A 15658-nucleotide genomic window follows, 5' to 3' on the forward strand; every position below is an offset into this window, starting at 1 on the left:
GTCGCGCCGGACCGGCCCCAGGGGCGGGTCATGAGGGCGCTGGGCGTGTGACGGGGGTGCGGGCCGGGGCTGAGGAGGCGCTCTGGCAGGCGCCATGGTCATGCCATTACCGTGGACGCCCGCGTTCCCTCTGCTGAGGAGTGCCGATGCGCAGACGCCCCCTGACCTGGCTGATCCCCGTCCTCGCCACCGCCGCCGCGGTCACCGTGACGGCGGTGGTCGTCCCCCAGGGAGACGGCCGGGAGCCGGACGGCCGGTCCGTGCCCGCCGGGCACGGGGAGCGCCCCGCAGGGAAGGGCAAGCCCGACGCGCGGGACGTGGTCCTGGCCGTGCACGGCGGGGCCGGGACCGCGCTAGACCGGGACAAGACGACCCCGGAGCGCGAGAAGGCGTACCGGGACGGGCTCGGCAAGGCCCTGCGGGCCGGGCAGAAGATCCTCGACAAGGGCGGTTCGAGTGTGGACGCCGTGCAGGCGGCCGTGGTCGAACTGGAGGACGACCCGCTGTTCAACGCGGGCAAGGGCGCCGTGTTCACCGCGGACGCGGGACATGAGCTGGACGCGTCGATCATGCGTGGCTCGGACCTGAAGGCGGGCGCGGTGGCGGGCGTGAAGAGCCTGCGCAACCCCATCGCGGGCGCCCGCGCGGTCATGGACAAGTCCCCGCATGTGTTGCTCGCGGGCGAGGGCGCCGACGACTTCGGCGCGCGACACGGCCTGAAGACCGTCACCCAGGACTACTACTGGACGCAGGCGCGCTGGGACGCCCTGATGGCCGCCAAGGAGGCGGAGAGGGGCGGCGGGGGCGCGGCCAAGAGCTCACAGTCATCCAAGGGCGCCGAGGGCGGCGATCGTGCCGCCGACTCGCCCGCCGCGATCGCCGACGCGCAGTCCAAGGGCACGGTCGGCGCGGTGGCCGTCGACAAGCGACGCGATCTGGCGGCGGCCACCTCGACCGGCGGCATGACCAACAAACTCCCCGGCCGCGTCGGTGACTCACCGCTGATCGGCTCGGGGACGTACGCGAAGAACACCACGATCGCCGCGAGCGCCACCGGCGCCGGTGAGGTGTTCATCCGGGGCGCCGCCACCTCGACGATCTCCAACCTCGTGGAGTTCAAGGGCGCGGACGTCGCGTCCGCCGCGTACGAAGTGATCGTCGAGCGCCTGCCGAAGCTCGGCGGCGAAGGGGGCGTGATCGCGCTCGCGCCCGACGGGGAGTTCGACGCGCCGCACAGCAGCCCGGGCATGCTGCACGGCTATCTCACGAAGAGCGGGAAGGTCGTCACGAAGATCTTCCCGGATGAGACTCCGTCCAATACGTGAGAGTGGGTGGCGTCTCGGCCGGGCCGGGGGAGGGGGCGGTGCCCCTCGGCCCCGGGGCGCTTCGAGTCGTCCCGGCCGTTGGGTCCGACAGACCGTCCGGCCCCCGCACGGCTCCGTTCCCTGCCCCGCGAGCGCCGTCACCCGACCGTCCTCGGCCGCCCACGCGGGTTCCGGCCCGGGCCGGGCTCACGGCTTGTATACGTAGGGCGTTGTCGTGCCCAGTTCCGTGAAGCCGAGGCGGTGCAGGATCGGGCGGCTCTGACTGGACGCGTCGACCTGGAGGTGGCGTACGCCGTGGGCGGCCGCGATGCGGGCGCGGTGGGTGATCAGGGAGCGGTAGATGCCGCGGCCGCGCCACTCGGTCACGGTGCCGCCGCCCCACAGGCCCGCGAAGTCCGTGCCCGGGCGGAACTCCAGGCGGGCCGAGCTCACCGGGACGTCACCGGCGAGGGCGACGACGGCGGCGATGGTGTCCGGGGCCGTCGTGAGCTGGTCGAGCAGCTGCCTGCCGAGGGCGGTGCCGTCCGTGCCGAAGGCCTGCTCGTGCACGTCGACCATCAGCCGCACACCGGCCGCGTCCGTCACCGGGACCAGCCGGACACCCTCGGGCGGACCCGCGTCCAGGGGCAGCTCGTCCACGGCGGCGACCATCAGGGCCTCGGGCGGCTCGGGCGTGAACCCGGCCGCGAGGAGCCGGTCGGGCAGGTCCGCGGGCAGGTCGTGGGAGTACGCCTTCCACTCGAACTCCAGGCCGCGCGAGGTGAAGTGGCGCACCTGCGCGGCGATGGCCGCGTCCGCGGTGCTCTCGTCCAGGTCCGACCACACGACGCCGTTCCAGTCGTGCGCGCCGCCCACCCGGCGTACGACACCGTCCAGCCGCTCGACCACCACACCGGGGCCGTCGGGATCCAGGTTCTGCCGAATCTGCCGGTCGTACGCCGCGAGCACCGCTGAGTGATCCATGCGGTCACTTCAGCAGGGCGGTTCCGGTGGGGCAACAGGATTTCGTGCGGGGGCGTCGTCCGCGCTCTCGGCGCGGGAGAGCGGCGGCAGGTGCAGGGACTTGGTGATCGCGGCGAGGCGCAGGGCGAGCACGAGGCCGGCCGAGGTCACTGTCGTCGCGGTCGGGGACGCGCCGGCGTGGTGCAGGCCGAGGTAGCACAGGGCGCCCGCGAGCGCGGCGGTCGCGTACACCTCCTCGCGCAGCAGCAGCGGCGGGAACTGGCCGCACAGCACATCGCGCAGGACCTCGCCGGTCACCCCCGTGAGGACCGCGAGGAGGACGACGGCGAGCGGTGTGACGCCAGCGTCGATGGCGGCCTGCGCGCCCATGACGGTCACCACGGCCAGGCCGACGGCGTCCACCACCATGAGCGTGCGCTGCGGCAGCTCCCGGTGGCGCAGGAACAGCATCGTGGCCACGCCCGTGCAGGCGATGACCGTGAGCAGGACCCAGTCGTGTGTCCAGTACAGCGGGTGCCGGTCCAGGATGAGGTCGCGCAGGGTGCCGCCGGAGACGGAGGCGACGAAGGCGAGCACGAGGCCGCCGAACGGATCCATCCGCGCGCGGTGCGCGGCGAGCACGCCGCTGGCGGCGAAGGCGGCGATGCCGACCAGGTACAGCGTGTGCAGCATCAGCGGCCCACCTCGCGGCCGTCCGCGTCCTTGCCCGTGGCGGGGCGGCGCAGCAGCAGGAGGACGGCCGTCGACACGACGACGGCGATCGCCAGGGCGGCCGCGTCGAGCCGGGGATCCGCGCCGCCGTCACCCGGTCCGGGGCGGGGCCGCCCGTGCCGGGCGGGCCCGCTCGCGAGGAGCGCCGCCGTCAGCCCGACCACGCCGACGGCCCCCGCCGCCCTGAGCCACCACCTGGGATTACGCGCCGTGAACATCCGTCCAGCTTGTCCGGCGCGGCCCGGGGCGCGCCATCGGTCAGGTGGACGGATCGTGATGGCCGAAAGGATGAGGGAGTGCGAGCGCGGAGGAGCCGAGCATGGAAGGGCGGGGCCGACAACGGATGGGGCCCGGTCACGGAGGCGACGGGGGCCCGTCGAACGAAGCCGCGTCGCGCGCAGCTTCGTTGCGCAAACGCATGGCGCGCAAAGTCGCCTCACGCACCAGCGCAGCGCACCCGGCCGTCTCGCGCAAAGCCGCCGCGTGCAGAGGCGCCTTATGCAAAGGCACGGCAAATAGCGGAAAGGAGGAGCAAAGCGGGGTGGTGGCAGCCGACGGGTCCGGCAGAGTGCTTCGAGTGGGCCGGGGCGCCGAATGCCGTACGCGGGCCGGGGCGTGGGACGTCGGCGGGAGGGTGCGGCGGGGAGTGCCAGGAGACGGAGTCAGGACTGCCAGCGGCAGCGCAGGGCCGCGGTGGCGAAACCGGGGCCGAAGGCGATGGTGTAGCCGAGTGAGCCGTCGGCGGGCGGGTCGGCGTGGGTGCGCTCGAGGACGCGCAGGACGCTGACCCCGCCGATGTTGCCCTCGTGGGCGAGGGTGTCCGTGGAGTGCCGCGTGTCGTGCTCGTCGAGGCCGAGCGCCGCCGCCGTGTCGGCGATGATGCGCGGGCTGCCCGGGTGGATGACGGCGAACCCGGGGCGGTCCGTGCCGACCCAGTCCGTGAGCGTGGGCAGCACGTCGTCGGCTGCGGACAGCGCTTTCTTCGTGGACACGAAATGGATGCCCGCGTGGTCGATGCGGCCCGCCTGGCGGTCGACGCTGTGCGGCAGGATGTACTCGAAGCTGTCCTCGATGACGAGGCCAGGACCGAGGGGCTCGTCGGTGACGATCGTCGCTGCCGCCGCGTCGCCGAACAGGGCCTTGTAGATCATCGACTCGATGGTGTCGTCGGCGTTGTGGTAGATGCCGGACAGGACTTCCCCGGCCACCACCAGGACCTTGCTGCCGGGCCGCGCGGCCACCAGGTCGGCGGCGCGGATCAGCGCCTGGGCGCCACCCGGGCAGGCCACGGTCGTCAGGGCCACGCGGCGCACCGTGGGGCGCAGACAGAGCCGGTCGATCAGGTTGATGTCCAGGTTCGGGACAGCCCAGCTCGTCGTGTGCGTGGTCACGATGGCGTCGATGTCGAGCGCCGTGAGCCCGGCCTGGTCGAAGGCCGCCTTGGCCGCCTTCTCCGCCATGGCGAGGGCGTCCTCGAAGGCCATGCTGACGCGTTCCTCTATCCCGGCGGAGCCCGAGACGGTGGGGGAGCCCAGCGGCCGGGTGAAGTAACGCGTCCGAACCCCGCAGTTGCCGACGACGCGGAGGAACGCGCCCAGTCGCGGGTGGTCCGGATGCTGGTTCCGGATGTCTTCGGCTATCTCTGCGGTGGTGACCTGGTGATCACCCAGGACGGTCAGAGGTCTGAGTACATGAGCTGGCATGGAAGGGCTCCCACGAGGCACGATCCGATGTGGGGATCTGGGGCCAAAGTACTGCACCACATCGAACATGCATCCTGCCGTGCTCCTCCCTCTGGGCCGATTGGGGGGTCAGGCCGACTGGAGGATCAAGAGGAGCGGAGCATGGGCGTGCGCGGGTGGGAGCGCTGTGTCCCGGGGTGGAACACCAGGATCATCAGCCGGGCGCCGGGAGCCGTCAAGGGCTGAGCCGCGCACATCGTGACCCAGCCGGGGCCCAGCTCGGCGTGCATGAGGGGGCGCTCGTCGCCGTCGGGGTGGGGGAAGGGGCGCCCGGCGCCGTAGTAGGGAGCGGTCTCGGGGTCGGCGAGGACCTCCTTCTCGATCTGGCGGAGCGTTTCGTCCTCGGGCCGGGAGGCGAGGGCGGCGCGCAGTTGCGGCAGCACCATCGGGGCCCAGGTGGTGCGCCAGTCGAGGAGGTGCGCGCGGCCCACCGGGTCCAGGACCATCCAGCGCATCACGTTCGTGGGGACCTGGCTGTCCGGGAACATCCGAGTGAAGGCCTCGTTGTGGGCGAGCATGTCCCAGGAGGCGTCCGTGATGTACGCCATGTGCCGCACACCGTCCACGGCCTCCTGCCAGACGCCGGGAATCTCCTTGCCCGACGACAAGTGCAGCGGCCCCGGAGGATCCTGTAGTAGGGCATAACGGCACAAGGAAACCCATTCCTGTTCGTTCAACCCGAACAGGCGGGCCACATCGCGCAGGAGAGAGGTCGGCGGGTTCGGGTAATTGCCCGACTCCAGACGGTGATAGGTGCCGAGAGTGCGGTGGAGGAGCTGGTCCACCTGGTGCTGGGACAGCCCGGGAGCCCGGCGGCCCTGGCCCGTCGAACGGACGAACCCGTGCGATTCGGGGGCGATGAGGGCGCGTCGTTCACGGAGCAGAGCGCGTAGCGCCGTCTTGTTCATGGTGGGTAATCCCTCTTCGTGCACGCCGAGTTGAGCATCAGCAGTCTAAATATTCGCAACTTCTTTGGGCATAAACATTGCCTGAAGAAAACGATCAGTCGATGCGGCATCATGGAGTACGCGAGACCACCGACCTGCAGGTTTGATCGTCGGTGGGCTCGTGGGCACAACTCAGGGGCGTCCTGTTCGAGTGGCGTGAAATTGGCTGAAATTCCTCGGCGTTGGACACCCCCTAGGCCTACGGGGTCGTAGTCGGGTAGTGCGTGGGACCGGTTGTTCGTATTCCGATCCGTGTGGTCGGAAACTGAGCAGTGTGTACCCGCGTGGCAGTTACCGCCCGGTTCGGTTCCTGGGTTCACTGGCTGCGGCCGGTGCCGTCACTCGCCATTACGTAGCGGCCACGGTACCGGCCGCCCGTGTTGTTACGGGCGGCGCGAGTGCCCGGACGTGCTTCAAGAGGCCCCGGTCGGCTGCTGAGCCGGAAGTTCCGTCTCCCTTCGCGCCTCCACTTGCCGTTCCGCGTCAGCGAGGATTTCCGTCACCCGCAGTCCGAAACGTACGTCGCACGCGTGCCGCTCCCCGCCGCCCGCCGCACGCACCAGGGCGTCGACCGCTGACCGAAACGCATCGGTCGAATCGCCCCACCCGCTCTCGCCCCACCCCGGCGGCACGGCCGTCCCGCCCTCGCCGCGGAACTCGAGGACCAGGCCCTCGGCCGCCCGCGGCGCCCGCAGCGTGAGCGTCGCCGTGCTCGACGCGCCGCCCGCGTGCCGCAGGATCAGATGGACGGTGTCCGCGGGCCCCGGCGCCGCCGTCACCGACGTGACCTCGCCGAGCACCGCCGTGAGCACAGCAAGCGCATGCGGTCCGACGTCCCACAGGCCGCCCTTGGCGGCCCGCCACGGCGAGTCGAAGGCACCGCTGCCGTCCGCCGCGAAGAACGAGCTGTACCAGTCGGCGCGCGCCGTGAACCACGGCCCCTCCTCGGCCCGGCGCGCCAGCCACTGCGCCATGGGCGGGGCGAACCGGAGCGTGAAGAAGACCACGGACGCCACCCCGGCCCGTTCCACCGCGTCGGCGAGGCCGCGCGCCACCGCCGGCGAGGTGGCCACCGGCTTGTCCAGCAGCAGATGGCAGCCCGCCGCCGCGGCCCGCTCGGCCAGCGGCGCCTGGACGTCCGGCGGCACGGCGAAGGCGACCGCGTCGCTCGCGGCGAACAGTTCGTCGACGTCCTCGTACGCGGTGGCGGCGTGTGCGGCCGCCAGCTCGGCCGCCGCTTTCGGACGGCGGCCCCATATTCCCGACAGCGTCGCACCGGGGTGCCCGGCGAGTACCGGCGCGTGCGTCCGTGTTGCCCAGGGACCCGTGCCGATCAAGCCCACTCGAAGTCTCTCCATGCGCGCAGTATGGCGGAGCCCGCTGTGGCTGCAGTACGGGTGCGGCCGGGATGCGGGGCGGGGTGCGGCTGATACCGGCGAGGCCTTCTGACGCGTCCGGTGAGAAGAGAGGAACCGGCGCGGCGCCGAAGGTCTGGACCTTTTCTTCGTATGCCCCCTCTCGCGTGTGCGCGCCGCTCCCTCTCGTGCGTTCGCGTGCTTCCTGGGCGCGCGTTCGCGTGTATCCGGTGAAGAAGGCGTGGAACGGCTCACACTGTTCGCCGGGCTGTGCCTCCATTCTCGACGTACCGTCAACTCTCGGTCGGTGAATGGCAATTCGTGGCCAAGGGTGGGTGCGGGGTGAATTCGCATTCACTTGTGGCTGATTGCCGCTGTCCGAAAGGGGGCGGGCAACCTGTCCTGACTGTCCGGGAGTTCCCGACATCCGGCATTCCGGCGGGTGCGCACCGGTCGGTGTGCCCCGGGGGGTATGGGGAGCGTTATGGCGCGGCCACCGGGCCTGACCGTGATCGGCGTCTCCGTGTCACGTCCGCCCGATTCGTGGTCCTCGCGGCGCCCGGCGCCATACGCTCGGACCCGGCCGCCCAAAAAGGCGGCCAGCGACGGAAAGTGACACCATGACCAGCTCGACCTCACACCCGGCGCCGTGCGCGCCGAGCCCCGCGCGCCGCGACGCCGAGGCGACGAAGGCCGCGATCGTGCGTGCCGCCCGCCATCTGCTCGCCCGGCACGCGCACACCGACATCACGCTCAAGGCGGTGGCCGAACGCGCCGGGGTGAGCCCGCCGTTGGTCCTGAAGTACTTCGGCAGCAAGGACGCGCTGTTCGCCGGGATCATGTCCTTCGAGGCCGACGCGGAGGAGGTGCTCGACGCGCCCGTGGAGCGCCTCGGCCGCCATATGGTCCACCACCTCCTGACCAGCCAGGCCGAGCGGGGCGCCGACCCCATCCTGCGCATCGTGTACGCGCCGCTGCACCGCGAGCACGGCTACGTCCTGCGCGCCAATTTCCGCACGCAGGTGGTGCGCAGGCTCGGCGATCGCCTGACGGGCCCCGACGCGGGGCTGCGTGCCGAGCTGGCCGTCGGGATGCTGCTCGGGCTCGGCGTGATGTACGGCATCGCGCGCGGCCCGCACCTGCGGGCGACGGCGATAGCCGACATCACCGACCGCTACGCCCCCGCCGTGCAGGCCTGCTTGACCCCCGAGTGATCCCGGCCGGGCCCCCGGCGCCGCGGCCCGGTCCCGCCCCGGTGCACCACCGCGACCGCGGCGAGCCCGACGGCGAGGCCTGCAACCGTCTGGACGCCGAACGGCTCCCCGAACATCGCCGCGCCCCACAGCGCCGTCACCGGCGCCATCAGGAACATCAGCGTGTTGACGCGGGTGACGCCACCCCGGCGCAGGATCAGCCAGTACAGGCCGTACCCGCCGAACGTCGACAGGACCACGAGCCAGCCGATCGCCGCCCAGAACGACGTCTCGGCGACGGGCGCCGCCGCGCCCAGGGCGAGGGCGAGCACCGTGAAGATGACGGCGCTGGTCACGCAGTGCACGGTCATCGCGGCCGAGGGCGCGACGGGGGTGCGTGCGCGGCGGTCCAGGAAGGTCGCCGCGACCAGCGACAGCATGCCGAGGAACGGCACCAGATAGGCCCACCAGGGCGCGCCGGTGCCCGCCGCCGCGTCGCCGGCCGTGACGATCACCACGCCGGCGAGGCCGAGCGCGAGGCCGAGCCACTGGGTGCGTGACACGTACTGGCCGAGCAGCGGTCCGGCGAGCGCGCCCGCGACCAGCGGCTGGGTCCCGTCGATCAGCGCTGTCGTACCGCTGGAGACGCCGAGCTGGATCGCGTAGTACACGGTCAGGAGATAGCCGCTCTGGGACAGGGCGCCCACGACCGCCTGGCGCCCCACGTCGCGGGCCGTGAGGCCGTGCCAGGACGCCCTGGTCACGGTCGCGGCCAGCAGCGCGAGGACCGCGGCGAGCGGCAGGAACCGCCACATCAGGACGGTCACCGCGTCCGCGCTGCCCGCGCCGAGCTTGGCGCCGATGAAGCCGGAGCTCCAGGTCAGCACGAATCCGAGGGAGAGCAGGACGTTCACGGCGTGCCTCCTGTGGCCGAGCGAAGTAGACCGATCTGTTTACTTCAGGAGAATGAGTATACAGATCGGTCTACTATGGGGGCGGGGTCGATGTGGTGAGGTGGGTGCATGAGTGAGCACGGGAAGCGCGAACCGGACGCGGTGCGGGCGCCGGACGCCCCCGGGCAGGGGCCGCGCCGCGTTCCTCTGACGCCCGGCGCGCGCAAGGTCCTCGAGGCGGCCGGGCGGCTGTTCTACGAGCGCGGCATCCACGCCGTCGGCGTCGACCTGATCGCGGCCGAGGCCGGCGTGACGAAGAAGACGCTGTACGACCGGTTCGGCTCCAAGGATCAGATCGTCGTCGAGTACCTGGCGGACCGCGACGAGCGCTGGCGGGCCTTCCTCGCCGGACGTCTGGAGCGCGCCCGCTCGCCCCGCTCCCGTGCCCTGGCCGTCTTCGACGCCTCCCGCGACTGGGCCGAGCGCAGCCTGCCCCGGGGCTGCAGCATGATCAACGCCCACGCGGAGATCACCGACCCCGCGCACCCCGCGTATGTGGTGATCGCCGGCCAGAAGGCGTGGATGCTCGGGCTCTTCACCGACCTGGCGCGGCCGTTCGCGCCGCGCCGGGCGGCGTCGCTGGGCAGGTCCCTGATGCTGCTGCACGAGGGCGGGCTCGTCGCGTACGGCATGGGGATCTTTCCCGACGCGATCGAGCACGCCCGCCAGGACGCCCAGGCGCTGCTGCGGGCGGCCGCTCCGGCGGGCTGACGGCGGACCGGCGGCGGACCGTCCCTGTCGTGCGGTGATGCTCCCGTATTTGCACATGTGTTGAGCAAGTCTTTACCCATGGCCGGAAGGTGATGTTCCGTGCGGCCTCGCGGCGGGCTTCGGCGCGATAGGGCCCGGTGGGGCTTCCTGGTGGTTCCTTGACCCGAGCTTCCTTGCGGCCGGAATTCCTGGGTTGGTGCGGGTTCGCCGGGTCGTGGAGGCGTTGACCGCGGGCGAGGGAGGGCGGAGCCTGGAGAGATAGCTGCCTATTACATCTAGTTCGGCCGTTCAGGGTGTACGACCGGGAAGGCAGCCGGACGGCAGGAGGAAACCCCATGTGTGGCATCACCGGCTGGATCTCATTCGACCGTGAACTGCGGGAGCACGCGCGAACCCTGGGCGCCATGACGGAGACGATGGCGTGCCGCGGCCCGGACGACCGCGGCACCTGGGCCGAGGGGCCCGCGGCGCTGGGGCACCGGCGGCTCGCCGTCATCGACCTGCCGGGCGGGCGGCAGCCCATGACCGCGACGACGCCCGAGGGGACCGTCGCCCTGGTGTACTCCGGCGAGACGTACAACTTCACCGAGCTGCGCGCCGAACTGGCCGGGCACGGGCACGAGTTCCGTACCGACTCGGACACCGAGGTCGTCCTGCGCGGCTATCTCCAGTGGGGTGAGGGCGTCGCCGAGCGGCTGAACGGGATGTACGCGTTCGCCGTGTGGGACGGCCGCAGGCAGCGCCTCGTCATGGTCCGCGACCGCATGGGCGTCAAGCCGTTCTACTTCCACCCGACGTCCGACGGCGTCCTGTTCGGCTCCGAGCCCAAGGCGATCCTCGCCAACCCGCTGGCGCGCCCCCGCGTCGGCGTGGACGGACTGCGCGAGGTCTTCGCCTTCGTGAAGACCCCGGGGCACGCCGTGTGGGACGGCATGCGCGAGGTCGAGCCCGGCACCGTCGTCACCGTCGACCGCGAGGGGCTGCGCAGCCGCGTCTACTGGCGTCTGGAGACCCGCCCGCACCCGCACGGCCGCGATGAGACCGTCGCCGCGGTGCGCTCGCTGCTCGACGACATCGTGCGTCGCCAGCTCGTCGCCGACGTACCGCGCTGCGTGCTGCTCTCCGGCGGCCTCGACTCCTCCGCCATGGCGGCCCTCGCCGCCGGACAGCTCGCGGGTTCGGGGGAGACCCTGCGGAGCTTCTCCGTCGACTTCGCGGGCCTGAGCGAGAACTTCGTGGCGGACGAGCTGCGCGGCACACCGGACGCCCCGTACGCCCATGACGTGGCGCGCCTCGCGGGCACCGATCACCGTGACATCGTCCTGGACGCGCAGGCGCTCGCCGACCCCGAGGTGCGCGCGAAGATGCTGACGGCCCGTGACATGCCGGTCGGCTTCGGGGACATGGACGCCTCGCTGTATCTGCTCTTCCAGGCGATCCGTGAGCATTCGACGGTCGCCCTGTCCGGCGAGTCGGCGGACGAGGTGTTCGGCGGCTACCTCCAGTTCTTCGACGAGGGGGCCCGGCGGGGTGGCACCTTCCCCTGGCTGGTGCGGCACGCGGAGACCCTCGGCGACGAGACGGGTGTGCTGCGCCAGGACGTCCTGGACGCGCTCGACCTGCGGACGTACGTCGGCGACAGCTACGCCACGGCGGCCGGTGCCGTTCAGCGCCTGGACGGGGAGAGCGACTTCGAGTACCGCATGCGCACCGTCAGTCACCTCTATCTGACCCGGTTCGTGCGCACGCTGCTCGACCGCAAGGACCGCGCGAGCATGGCCGTGGGCCTGGAGGTGCGGGTGCCGTTCTGCGACCACCGGCTCGTGGAGTACGTCTACAACGCGCCCTGGGCGCTGAAGTCCTTCGACGGCCGGGAGAAGTCGCTGCTGCGGGAGGCCGCCAGGGACAGCCTGCCGCGCTCCGTCTGCAACCGGGTCAAGAGCCCCTATCCGTCGACGCAGGACCCCAAGTACGCCTTCGCGCTCCAGGAGCACGCCAAGGATCTGCTCGCGAGGCCCGGGCATCCCGTCTTCGGCCTCGTCGACCGCGAGGTGCTGCGCCGCCTCGCGCACCGCGACACTCCGCAGGTGCGGCCGGCCTCGCGGCGGGGTTTGGAGCGGGCGCTCGATCTCGCGCTGTGGTTCGACCTGTACCGGCCCGAGGTGTCGGTGGGCTGAGGCCTGCCGTGTCGCTTGAGGTCCGCCGTCGGTCGGCGACGTCGCGGCTGAGGGCGGCCGGGGGGCCGTGGTTTCAGGGGCCGGAGCAGTTGCGGACCGTCGGCTGCTGGGGCGGGACCCGGGTGGGGTCGGCGGTCGCGAGGGTGTCGAGGAACCGCTGCAGCGCGGGTGCGCCGCGGGCGTCGAGGCTGCGGCGCACCGGGGGCACGACCACGGTGCGCCGGGCGCCGCCGGAGCCGCAGGTGTCGGGTTCCTGTCCGGCGTGGACGGCCGCCGCTCGGCGTATGAACTCCGCGGGCGTGATCCCGAGGCGGTCGGCGTGCCGGAGCACGGCGGCGTACTCGTCGGGTGGGAACAGGACCTGCACAGTCTTTGGACCGTCCATGGACGCATGATGCCGCCCGAACCGGCCGCGTGCGGCGCGGTTGGCATATTCGCCCTCGAAGGGGTGGCGGGACCGCGAAGCGGTGGCGGAGTCGGCTCCGAGGTGACCGCTGTCGCCGAGAGGGCCGCGGGCACGGTGAGAGCCCCGACCGGACGGGGGAATCGCGGTCGGGGCTCTCATCTAGTTCAACGGTGAAATAGGGGTGGGCGTTCCCATGGGTCGGGTCAGATGTGTGTGATCCGCGTTACATGGCCGGATTCCGGCGGCCGGACGTGCGGGGACCTGGCCGCCGTGCCGTAGTCCGGCTCCGGGCGGCTGCCGCCGCGACCCCTAGCGATAGCTTGGGGGCCGTGACGCTCGACGACCTCCGTGTCTTCCTCGCCGTCTGCCGCGCCGGCAGTCTCAGCGCCGTGGCGCGCGACCTCTCCTGTACGCAGTCGGCGGTGAGCCAGCACGTCAAACGCCTGGAGAAGGAACTGGCCGTCAGCCTCCTCGAACGGCACGCGCGCGGTGTCGTGCCGACGTCGGCGGGACGCATCCTGCACGCCGCCGCGGCCGACGGCCTCGGCGGCATCGATGTCGCCCTGCGCCGCCTGCGCGACCTGGCGCGAGGTGAGAGCGGCGCGGTGCGCGTCACCACCGGCGCGACGACCGTGCGGCACTTCATGGCCAAGGCCGTCGTCGGTTTCCGGCAGCGCTTCCCGCAGGTCACACTGGAGTTCCAGACGGCGAGTTCGAGCCGGGCGTGCTTCGACGCGCTGGCCGCCGACGACCTGGACCTCGCCTGGGTCACCATCGGCACCCCCGTGCGCGGCGTCGAGCAGCGGCCCGTCGCCGAGCTGCCCTGGGTGCTCGCGGTGCAGTCCGGCGACCCGCTCGCGGCCAAGCCGCACGCCGACCTCGCCGATCTCGCGGCCGCCCGGCTCATCAGGCCACCGCAGGCGTCCACCTCCCGGGCCCGGCTCGACGCGGCCCTGGCCGACCTCGACCTCGGGCCCGACGGGCACACCAGCGTCGCCGACTGGGACACCGCGCTGCTGCTCACCGAACTCGGCGTCGGCCAGGCGCTCGTCCCCGACCTGCCGGGGTGGCGCGCCCAGGGCCCGCCCGGCCTGCGCCTGCTTCCGGTGCCCGGTCTGCCGCCGCTGTCCGTCGGCTGGGCGGTGCGCCGCTGGGACGCCCTCAGCCCGCTGGCCCGCGCCTTCGCGGACACGGTTTCGGGCGGGGCGCCTTGAGCGGTGGGCTCGGGCCCGTCCGGGGCGCGGGGGACTGCGCGCTCGGCGCGCGAAAAGCCGCTGGCGCGTCTGCTTGGTGCTCGACGGGTGCGTCTGCGGGGCTGCTGTGGCTGAGCGCGCAGTTCCCCGCGCCCCCTACGGGGCTCGCTCGTCTGCCGACGGGGCGTCGGGGTTGGTGCGCTTGGGGGGAGAGAGCCGGGCCGCCCGCATCTGGAGGTAGCGGGCCTCCGGTCGGCTGAGTGTGCGCTGGGCCGCCAACTGGTAGGCGGCGCGGGCGGCTTCGGGATCTCCCGCGCGTTCGAGCAGGTGGCCGCGGACCGCATCGAGGCGGTGGTGTCCCGCCAACCGCTCCTCCAGTGCGGCCAGTTCACCGAGCCCGGCCCGCGGGCCGCGCACCATGGCGACCGCGACGGCGCGCCCCAGCTCGGCCATCGGCTCCGGTGTGCGGCGCACCAGGATGTCGTACAGGGCGAGGATCTGCGGCCAGTCGGTGTCCTCGGCGCGTGCCGCCTCGTCGTGCAGCGCGGCGATGGCCGCCTGCAACTGGTAGACGCCCGCGGGTCCTTGACTCAGCGCCTGCTCCACCAGGGCGGTGCCTTCGGTGATCGCCTCGCCGTCCCAGCGGGTGCGGTCCTGCTCGTCCAGCGGAATCAGCTCGCCGTGCGGACCCGTACGGGCGGCGCTGCGCGCGTCGGTGAGCAGCATCAGCGCCAACAGGCCCGTCACCGCGCCCTCCTGGGGCAGCAGCCTGCGCACCGCGCGGGTCAGGCGGATCGCCTCGCGGGCCAGGTCGGCGCGGTGCAGAGCGGCGCCCGACGTCGCCGTGTAGCCCTCGTTGAAGATCAGGTACAGGACTTGCAGGACGACGGTCAGCCGCCGGTCGCGGTCCGCGGGCCCCGGCTGCGTGAACGGCGCGCCCCGTATCTTCTGCTTGGCGCGGCTGATGCGCTGGGCCATCGTCGTCTCCGGCACCAGGTGCGCGCGGGCGATCTCGGCCGTCGTGAGACCGCCGACGGCCCGTAGCGTCAGGGCGATCTGCGCGGCGGGCGTCAGCGAAGGGTCGCAGCACAGGAACAGCAGGGTGAGCGTGTCGTCGTCCGACGGGGCGCGGCTCTCGCCGGGCGCGGGCGCGGTGAACGCGTCGCGCGGCGTCATCGCCGCGGCGTTCTCCTCGCGCCGCCGCCGGGCCGCGTCGCTGCGCAACTGGTCCGTCAGGCGGCGCGACGCCACCCTGATCAGCCAGCCGCGCGGATTGTCCGGCACACCCCGCCCGGGCCACTCGTGGGCGGCGGCGAGCAGGGACTCCTGTACGGCGTCCTCGGCCTCGTCGAAGTGGCCGTACCGTCGCACCAGCGCGCCGAGGACCTGCGGCGCGTGCAGGCGCAGCAGGTCCTCGACGTCAGCGGTCGCGCTCATCGCCGACCGTGGTCCTCGCGGGGGGCGGGCATGTCGATCGGTGCGGCGATCGGCACTCCGGTCCCTGCGGTGATCAGCACCCCGAGCCGCCGTCGCCGCCCTCCTGGATGGGCCGGATCACCACCGGCGGGGTCGGGGCGCCCGCGGGGGCCGGGCACTCGTTGATGCGCTTGGCGATCTCCGTGACCCGCTCCAGGCTTTCGCACTCCAGGACCCAGTAGCCCGCGAGGACCTCCTTGGTCTCGCTGTAGGGCCCGTCCGTGATCACCGGGCGGCCGTTGTCGTCGAGGCCGACGAGGCGGGTCTGCGCGGGATCGGTCAGGCCCTGGCCGTCGATGAGCTCGCCGGACTCGGACAGATCGTTGTTGAGGTTCCCCATGAAGGCGAACATCGCCTGGAGTTCCTTCTCGCTCCACGCCGGGCTGTGCTCCGAGGCCTTGCCGCTCATGGCGTCGTAGTCGGCCTGGGCCCCCTGCACCATCACCAGATACTTCATGACTGCCACTCCTTGGCCGTGTCGTCGCCCCTCATGGGCAACTCTCACA

Annotated in this window: 15 protein-coding genes; 5 read left to right on the forward strand and 10 right to left on the reverse strand. The window is 72.4% G+C overall.

The window, feature by feature from the left end; genetic code table 11:
- Positions 1 to 146 precede the first annotated feature (146 nt).
- Positions 147 to 1325: an isoaspartyl peptidase/L-asparaginase family protein gene (locus ACZ6BG_RS15195; RefSeq protein WP_469000784.1), complete on the forward strand. Its 1179-nt coding sequence runs from the start codon at positions 147 to 149 to the stop codon at positions 1323 to 1325.
- A gap of 186 nt (positions 1326 to 1511) precedes the next feature.
- Here the strand turns inward: ACZ6BG_RS15195 and ACZ6BG_RS15200 are convergent, their stop codons facing one another.
- The 6 genes from ACZ6BG_RS15200 to ACZ6BG_RS15225 all read right to left on the reverse strand — a co-directional run bounded on the left by ACZ6BG_RS15200 (position 1512) and on the right by ACZ6BG_RS15225 (position 7046).
- Positions 1512 to 2288, reverse strand: a complete 777-nt coding sequence (locus ACZ6BG_RS15200) for a GNAT family N-acetyltransferase (RefSeq protein ID WP_469000788.1) — start codon at positions 2286 to 2288, stop codon at positions 1512 to 1514.
- Positions 2289 to 2297: 9 nt separating this feature from the next.
- Positions 2298 to 2960 carry a trimeric intracellular cation channel family protein gene (locus tag ACZ6BG_RS15205; protein WP_469000791.1) on the reverse strand — a complete coding sequence of 221 codons (663 nt, stop codon included), beginning with the start codon at positions 2958 to 2960 and terminating at the stop codon, positions 2298 to 2300.
- On the reverse strand, positions 2960 to 3217 hold the full coding sequence (locus ACZ6BG_RS15210) for a hypothetical protein (RefSeq protein ID WP_469000793.1): 258 nt from the start codon (positions 3215 to 3217) through the stop codon (positions 2960 to 2962). The genes ACZ6BG_RS15205 and ACZ6BG_RS15210 overlap by 1 nt, the downstream gene beginning before the upstream one ends.
- 444 nt (positions 3218 to 3661) lie before the next feature.
- Complete coding sequence (locus tag ACZ6BG_RS15215; RefSeq protein WP_469000795.1) at positions 3662 to 4702, reverse strand: PhlD; 1041 nt, start codon at positions 4700 to 4702, stop codon at positions 3662 to 3664.
- 125 nt (positions 4703 to 4827) lie between these two features.
- A complete protein-coding gene (locus ACZ6BG_RS15220; RefSeq protein WP_469000798.1) occupies positions 4828 to 5649 on the reverse strand; it encodes an MmyB family transcriptional regulator in 822 nt (273 codons plus the stop codon).
- 452 nt (positions 5650 to 6101) lie between these two features.
- Complete coding sequence (locus ACZ6BG_RS15225; RefSeq protein ID WP_469000801.1) at positions 6102 to 7046, reverse strand: Gfo/Idh/MocA family protein; 945 nt, start codon at positions 7044 to 7046, stop codon at positions 6102 to 6104.
- Between the two features lie 617 nt (positions 7047 to 7663).
- Between ACZ6BG_RS15225 and ACZ6BG_RS15230 the strand changes: the two genes are divergently transcribed.
- A complete protein-coding gene (locus ACZ6BG_RS15230) occupies positions 7664 to 8257 on the forward strand; it encodes a TetR/AcrR family transcriptional regulator (protein WP_469000803.1) in 594 nt (197 codons plus the stop codon).
- Here ACZ6BG_RS15230 and ACZ6BG_RS15235 read toward each other — a convergent pair.
- Positions 8218 to 9150 carry a DMT family transporter gene (locus ACZ6BG_RS15235; protein ID WP_469000805.1) on the reverse strand — a complete coding sequence of 311 codons (933 nt, stop codon included), beginning with the start codon at positions 9148 to 9150 and terminating at the stop codon, positions 8218 to 8220. The two genes, ACZ6BG_RS15230 and ACZ6BG_RS15235, sit on opposite strands and share 40 nt — an antisense overlap.
- 108 nt (positions 9151 to 9258) lie before the next feature.
- On the opposite strand from ACZ6BG_RS15235, the gene ACZ6BG_RS15240 reads away from it, so the two are divergent.
- Both ACZ6BG_RS15240 and asnB read left to right on the forward strand, forming a co-directional pair.
- Entirely contained in the window at positions 9259 to 9900 is a 642-nt protein-coding gene (locus ACZ6BG_RS15240) for a TetR/AcrR family transcriptional regulator (protein ID WP_469000808.1), read from the forward strand.
- A 335-nt stretch (positions 9901 to 10235) separates the two neighbouring features.
- Positions 10236 to 12077: an asparagine synthase (glutamine-hydrolyzing) gene (asnB, locus tag ACZ6BG_RS15245; RefSeq protein ID WP_469000810.1), complete on the forward strand. Its 1842-nt coding sequence runs from the start codon at positions 10236 to 10238 to the stop codon at positions 12075 to 12077.
- A 73-nt stretch (positions 12078 to 12150) separates the two neighbouring features.
- On the opposite strand, the gene ACZ6BG_RS15250 is transcribed toward asnB, so the two are convergent.
- The gene (locus ACZ6BG_RS15250; RefSeq protein WP_469000812.1) at positions 12151 to 12462 is read right to left on the reverse strand and encodes a ribbon-helix-helix domain-containing protein; all 312 of its coding nucleotides are present in this window, start codon (positions 12460 to 12462) and stop codon (positions 12151 to 12153) included.
- Positions 12463 to 12812: 350 nt separating this feature from the next.
- On the opposite strand from ACZ6BG_RS15250, the gene ACZ6BG_RS15255 reads away from it, so the two are divergent.
- A complete protein-coding gene (locus ACZ6BG_RS15255) occupies positions 12813 to 13697 on the forward strand; it encodes a LysR family transcriptional regulator (RefSeq protein ID WP_469000815.1) in 885 nt (294 codons plus the stop codon).
- 135 nt (positions 13698 to 13832) lie between these two features.
- Here the strand turns inward: ACZ6BG_RS15255 and ACZ6BG_RS15260 are convergent, their stop codons facing one another.
- A complete protein-coding gene (locus tag ACZ6BG_RS15260) occupies positions 13833 to 15113 on the reverse strand; it encodes an RNA polymerase sigma factor (RefSeq protein WP_469000818.1) in 1281 nt (426 codons plus the stop codon).
- Positions 15114 to 15186: 73 nt separating this feature from the next.
- On the reverse strand, positions 15187 to 15609 hold the full coding sequence (locus ACZ6BG_RS15265; RefSeq protein ID WP_469000820.1) for a YciI family protein: 423 nt from the start codon (positions 15607 to 15609) through the stop codon (positions 15187 to 15189).
- Positions 15610 to 15658 lie beyond the last annotated feature (49 nt).

The sequence above is a fragment of the Streptomyces sp. NPDC041205 genome, assembly GCF_055591765.1.

Coding starts and splice junctions, on each gene's coding strand:
- ACZ6BG_RS15265 (WP_469000820.1), bottom strand. CDS start 15,609: ATGAAGTATCTGGTGATGGTGCAGGGGGCCCAGGCCGACTACGACGCC.
- ACZ6BG_RS15260 (WP_469000818.1), bottom strand. CDS start 15,113: ATGAGCGCGACCGCTGACGTCGAGGACCTGCTGCGCCTGCACGCGCCG.
- ACZ6BG_RS15225 (WP_469000801.1), bottom strand. CDS start 7,046: ATGGAGAGACTTCGAGTGGGCTTGATCGGCACGGGTCCCTGGGCAACA.
- ACZ6BG_RS15210 (WP_469000793.1), bottom strand. CDS start 3,217: ATGTTCACGGCGCGTAATCCCAGGTGGTGGCTCAGGGCGGCGGGGGCC.
- asnB (WP_469000810.1), top strand. CDS start 10,236: ATGTGTGGCATCACCGGCTGGATCTCATTCGACCGTGAACTGCGGGAG.
- ACZ6BG_RS15195 (WP_469000784.1), top strand. CDS start 147: ATGCGCAGACGCCCCCTGACCTGGCTGATCCCCGTCCTCGCCACCGCC.
- ACZ6BG_RS15230 (WP_469000803.1), top strand. CDS start 7,664: ATGACCAGCTCGACCTCACACCCGGCGCCGTGCGCGCCGAGCCCCGCG.
- ACZ6BG_RS15250 (WP_469000812.1), bottom strand. CDS start 12,462: ATGGACGGTCCAAAGACTGTGCAGGTCCTGTTCCCACCCGACGAGTAC.
- ACZ6BG_RS15220 (WP_469000798.1), bottom strand. CDS start 5,649: ATGAACAAGACGGCGCTACGCGCTCTGCTCCGTGAACGACGCGCCCTC.
- ACZ6BG_RS15240 (WP_469000808.1), top strand. CDS start 9,259: ATGAGTGAGCACGGGAAGCGCGAACCGGACGCGGTGCGGGCGCCGGAC.
- ACZ6BG_RS15205 (WP_469000791.1), bottom strand. CDS start 2,960: ATGCTGCACACGCTGTACCTGGTCGGCATCGCCGCCTTCGCCGCCAGC.
- ACZ6BG_RS15215 (WP_469000795.1), bottom strand. CDS start 4,702: ATGCCAGCTCATGTACTCAGACCTCTGACCGTCCTGGGTGATCACCAG.
- ACZ6BG_RS15200 (WP_469000788.1), bottom strand. CDS start 2,288: ATGGATCACTCAGCGGTGCTCGCGGCGTACGACCGGCAGATTCGGCAG.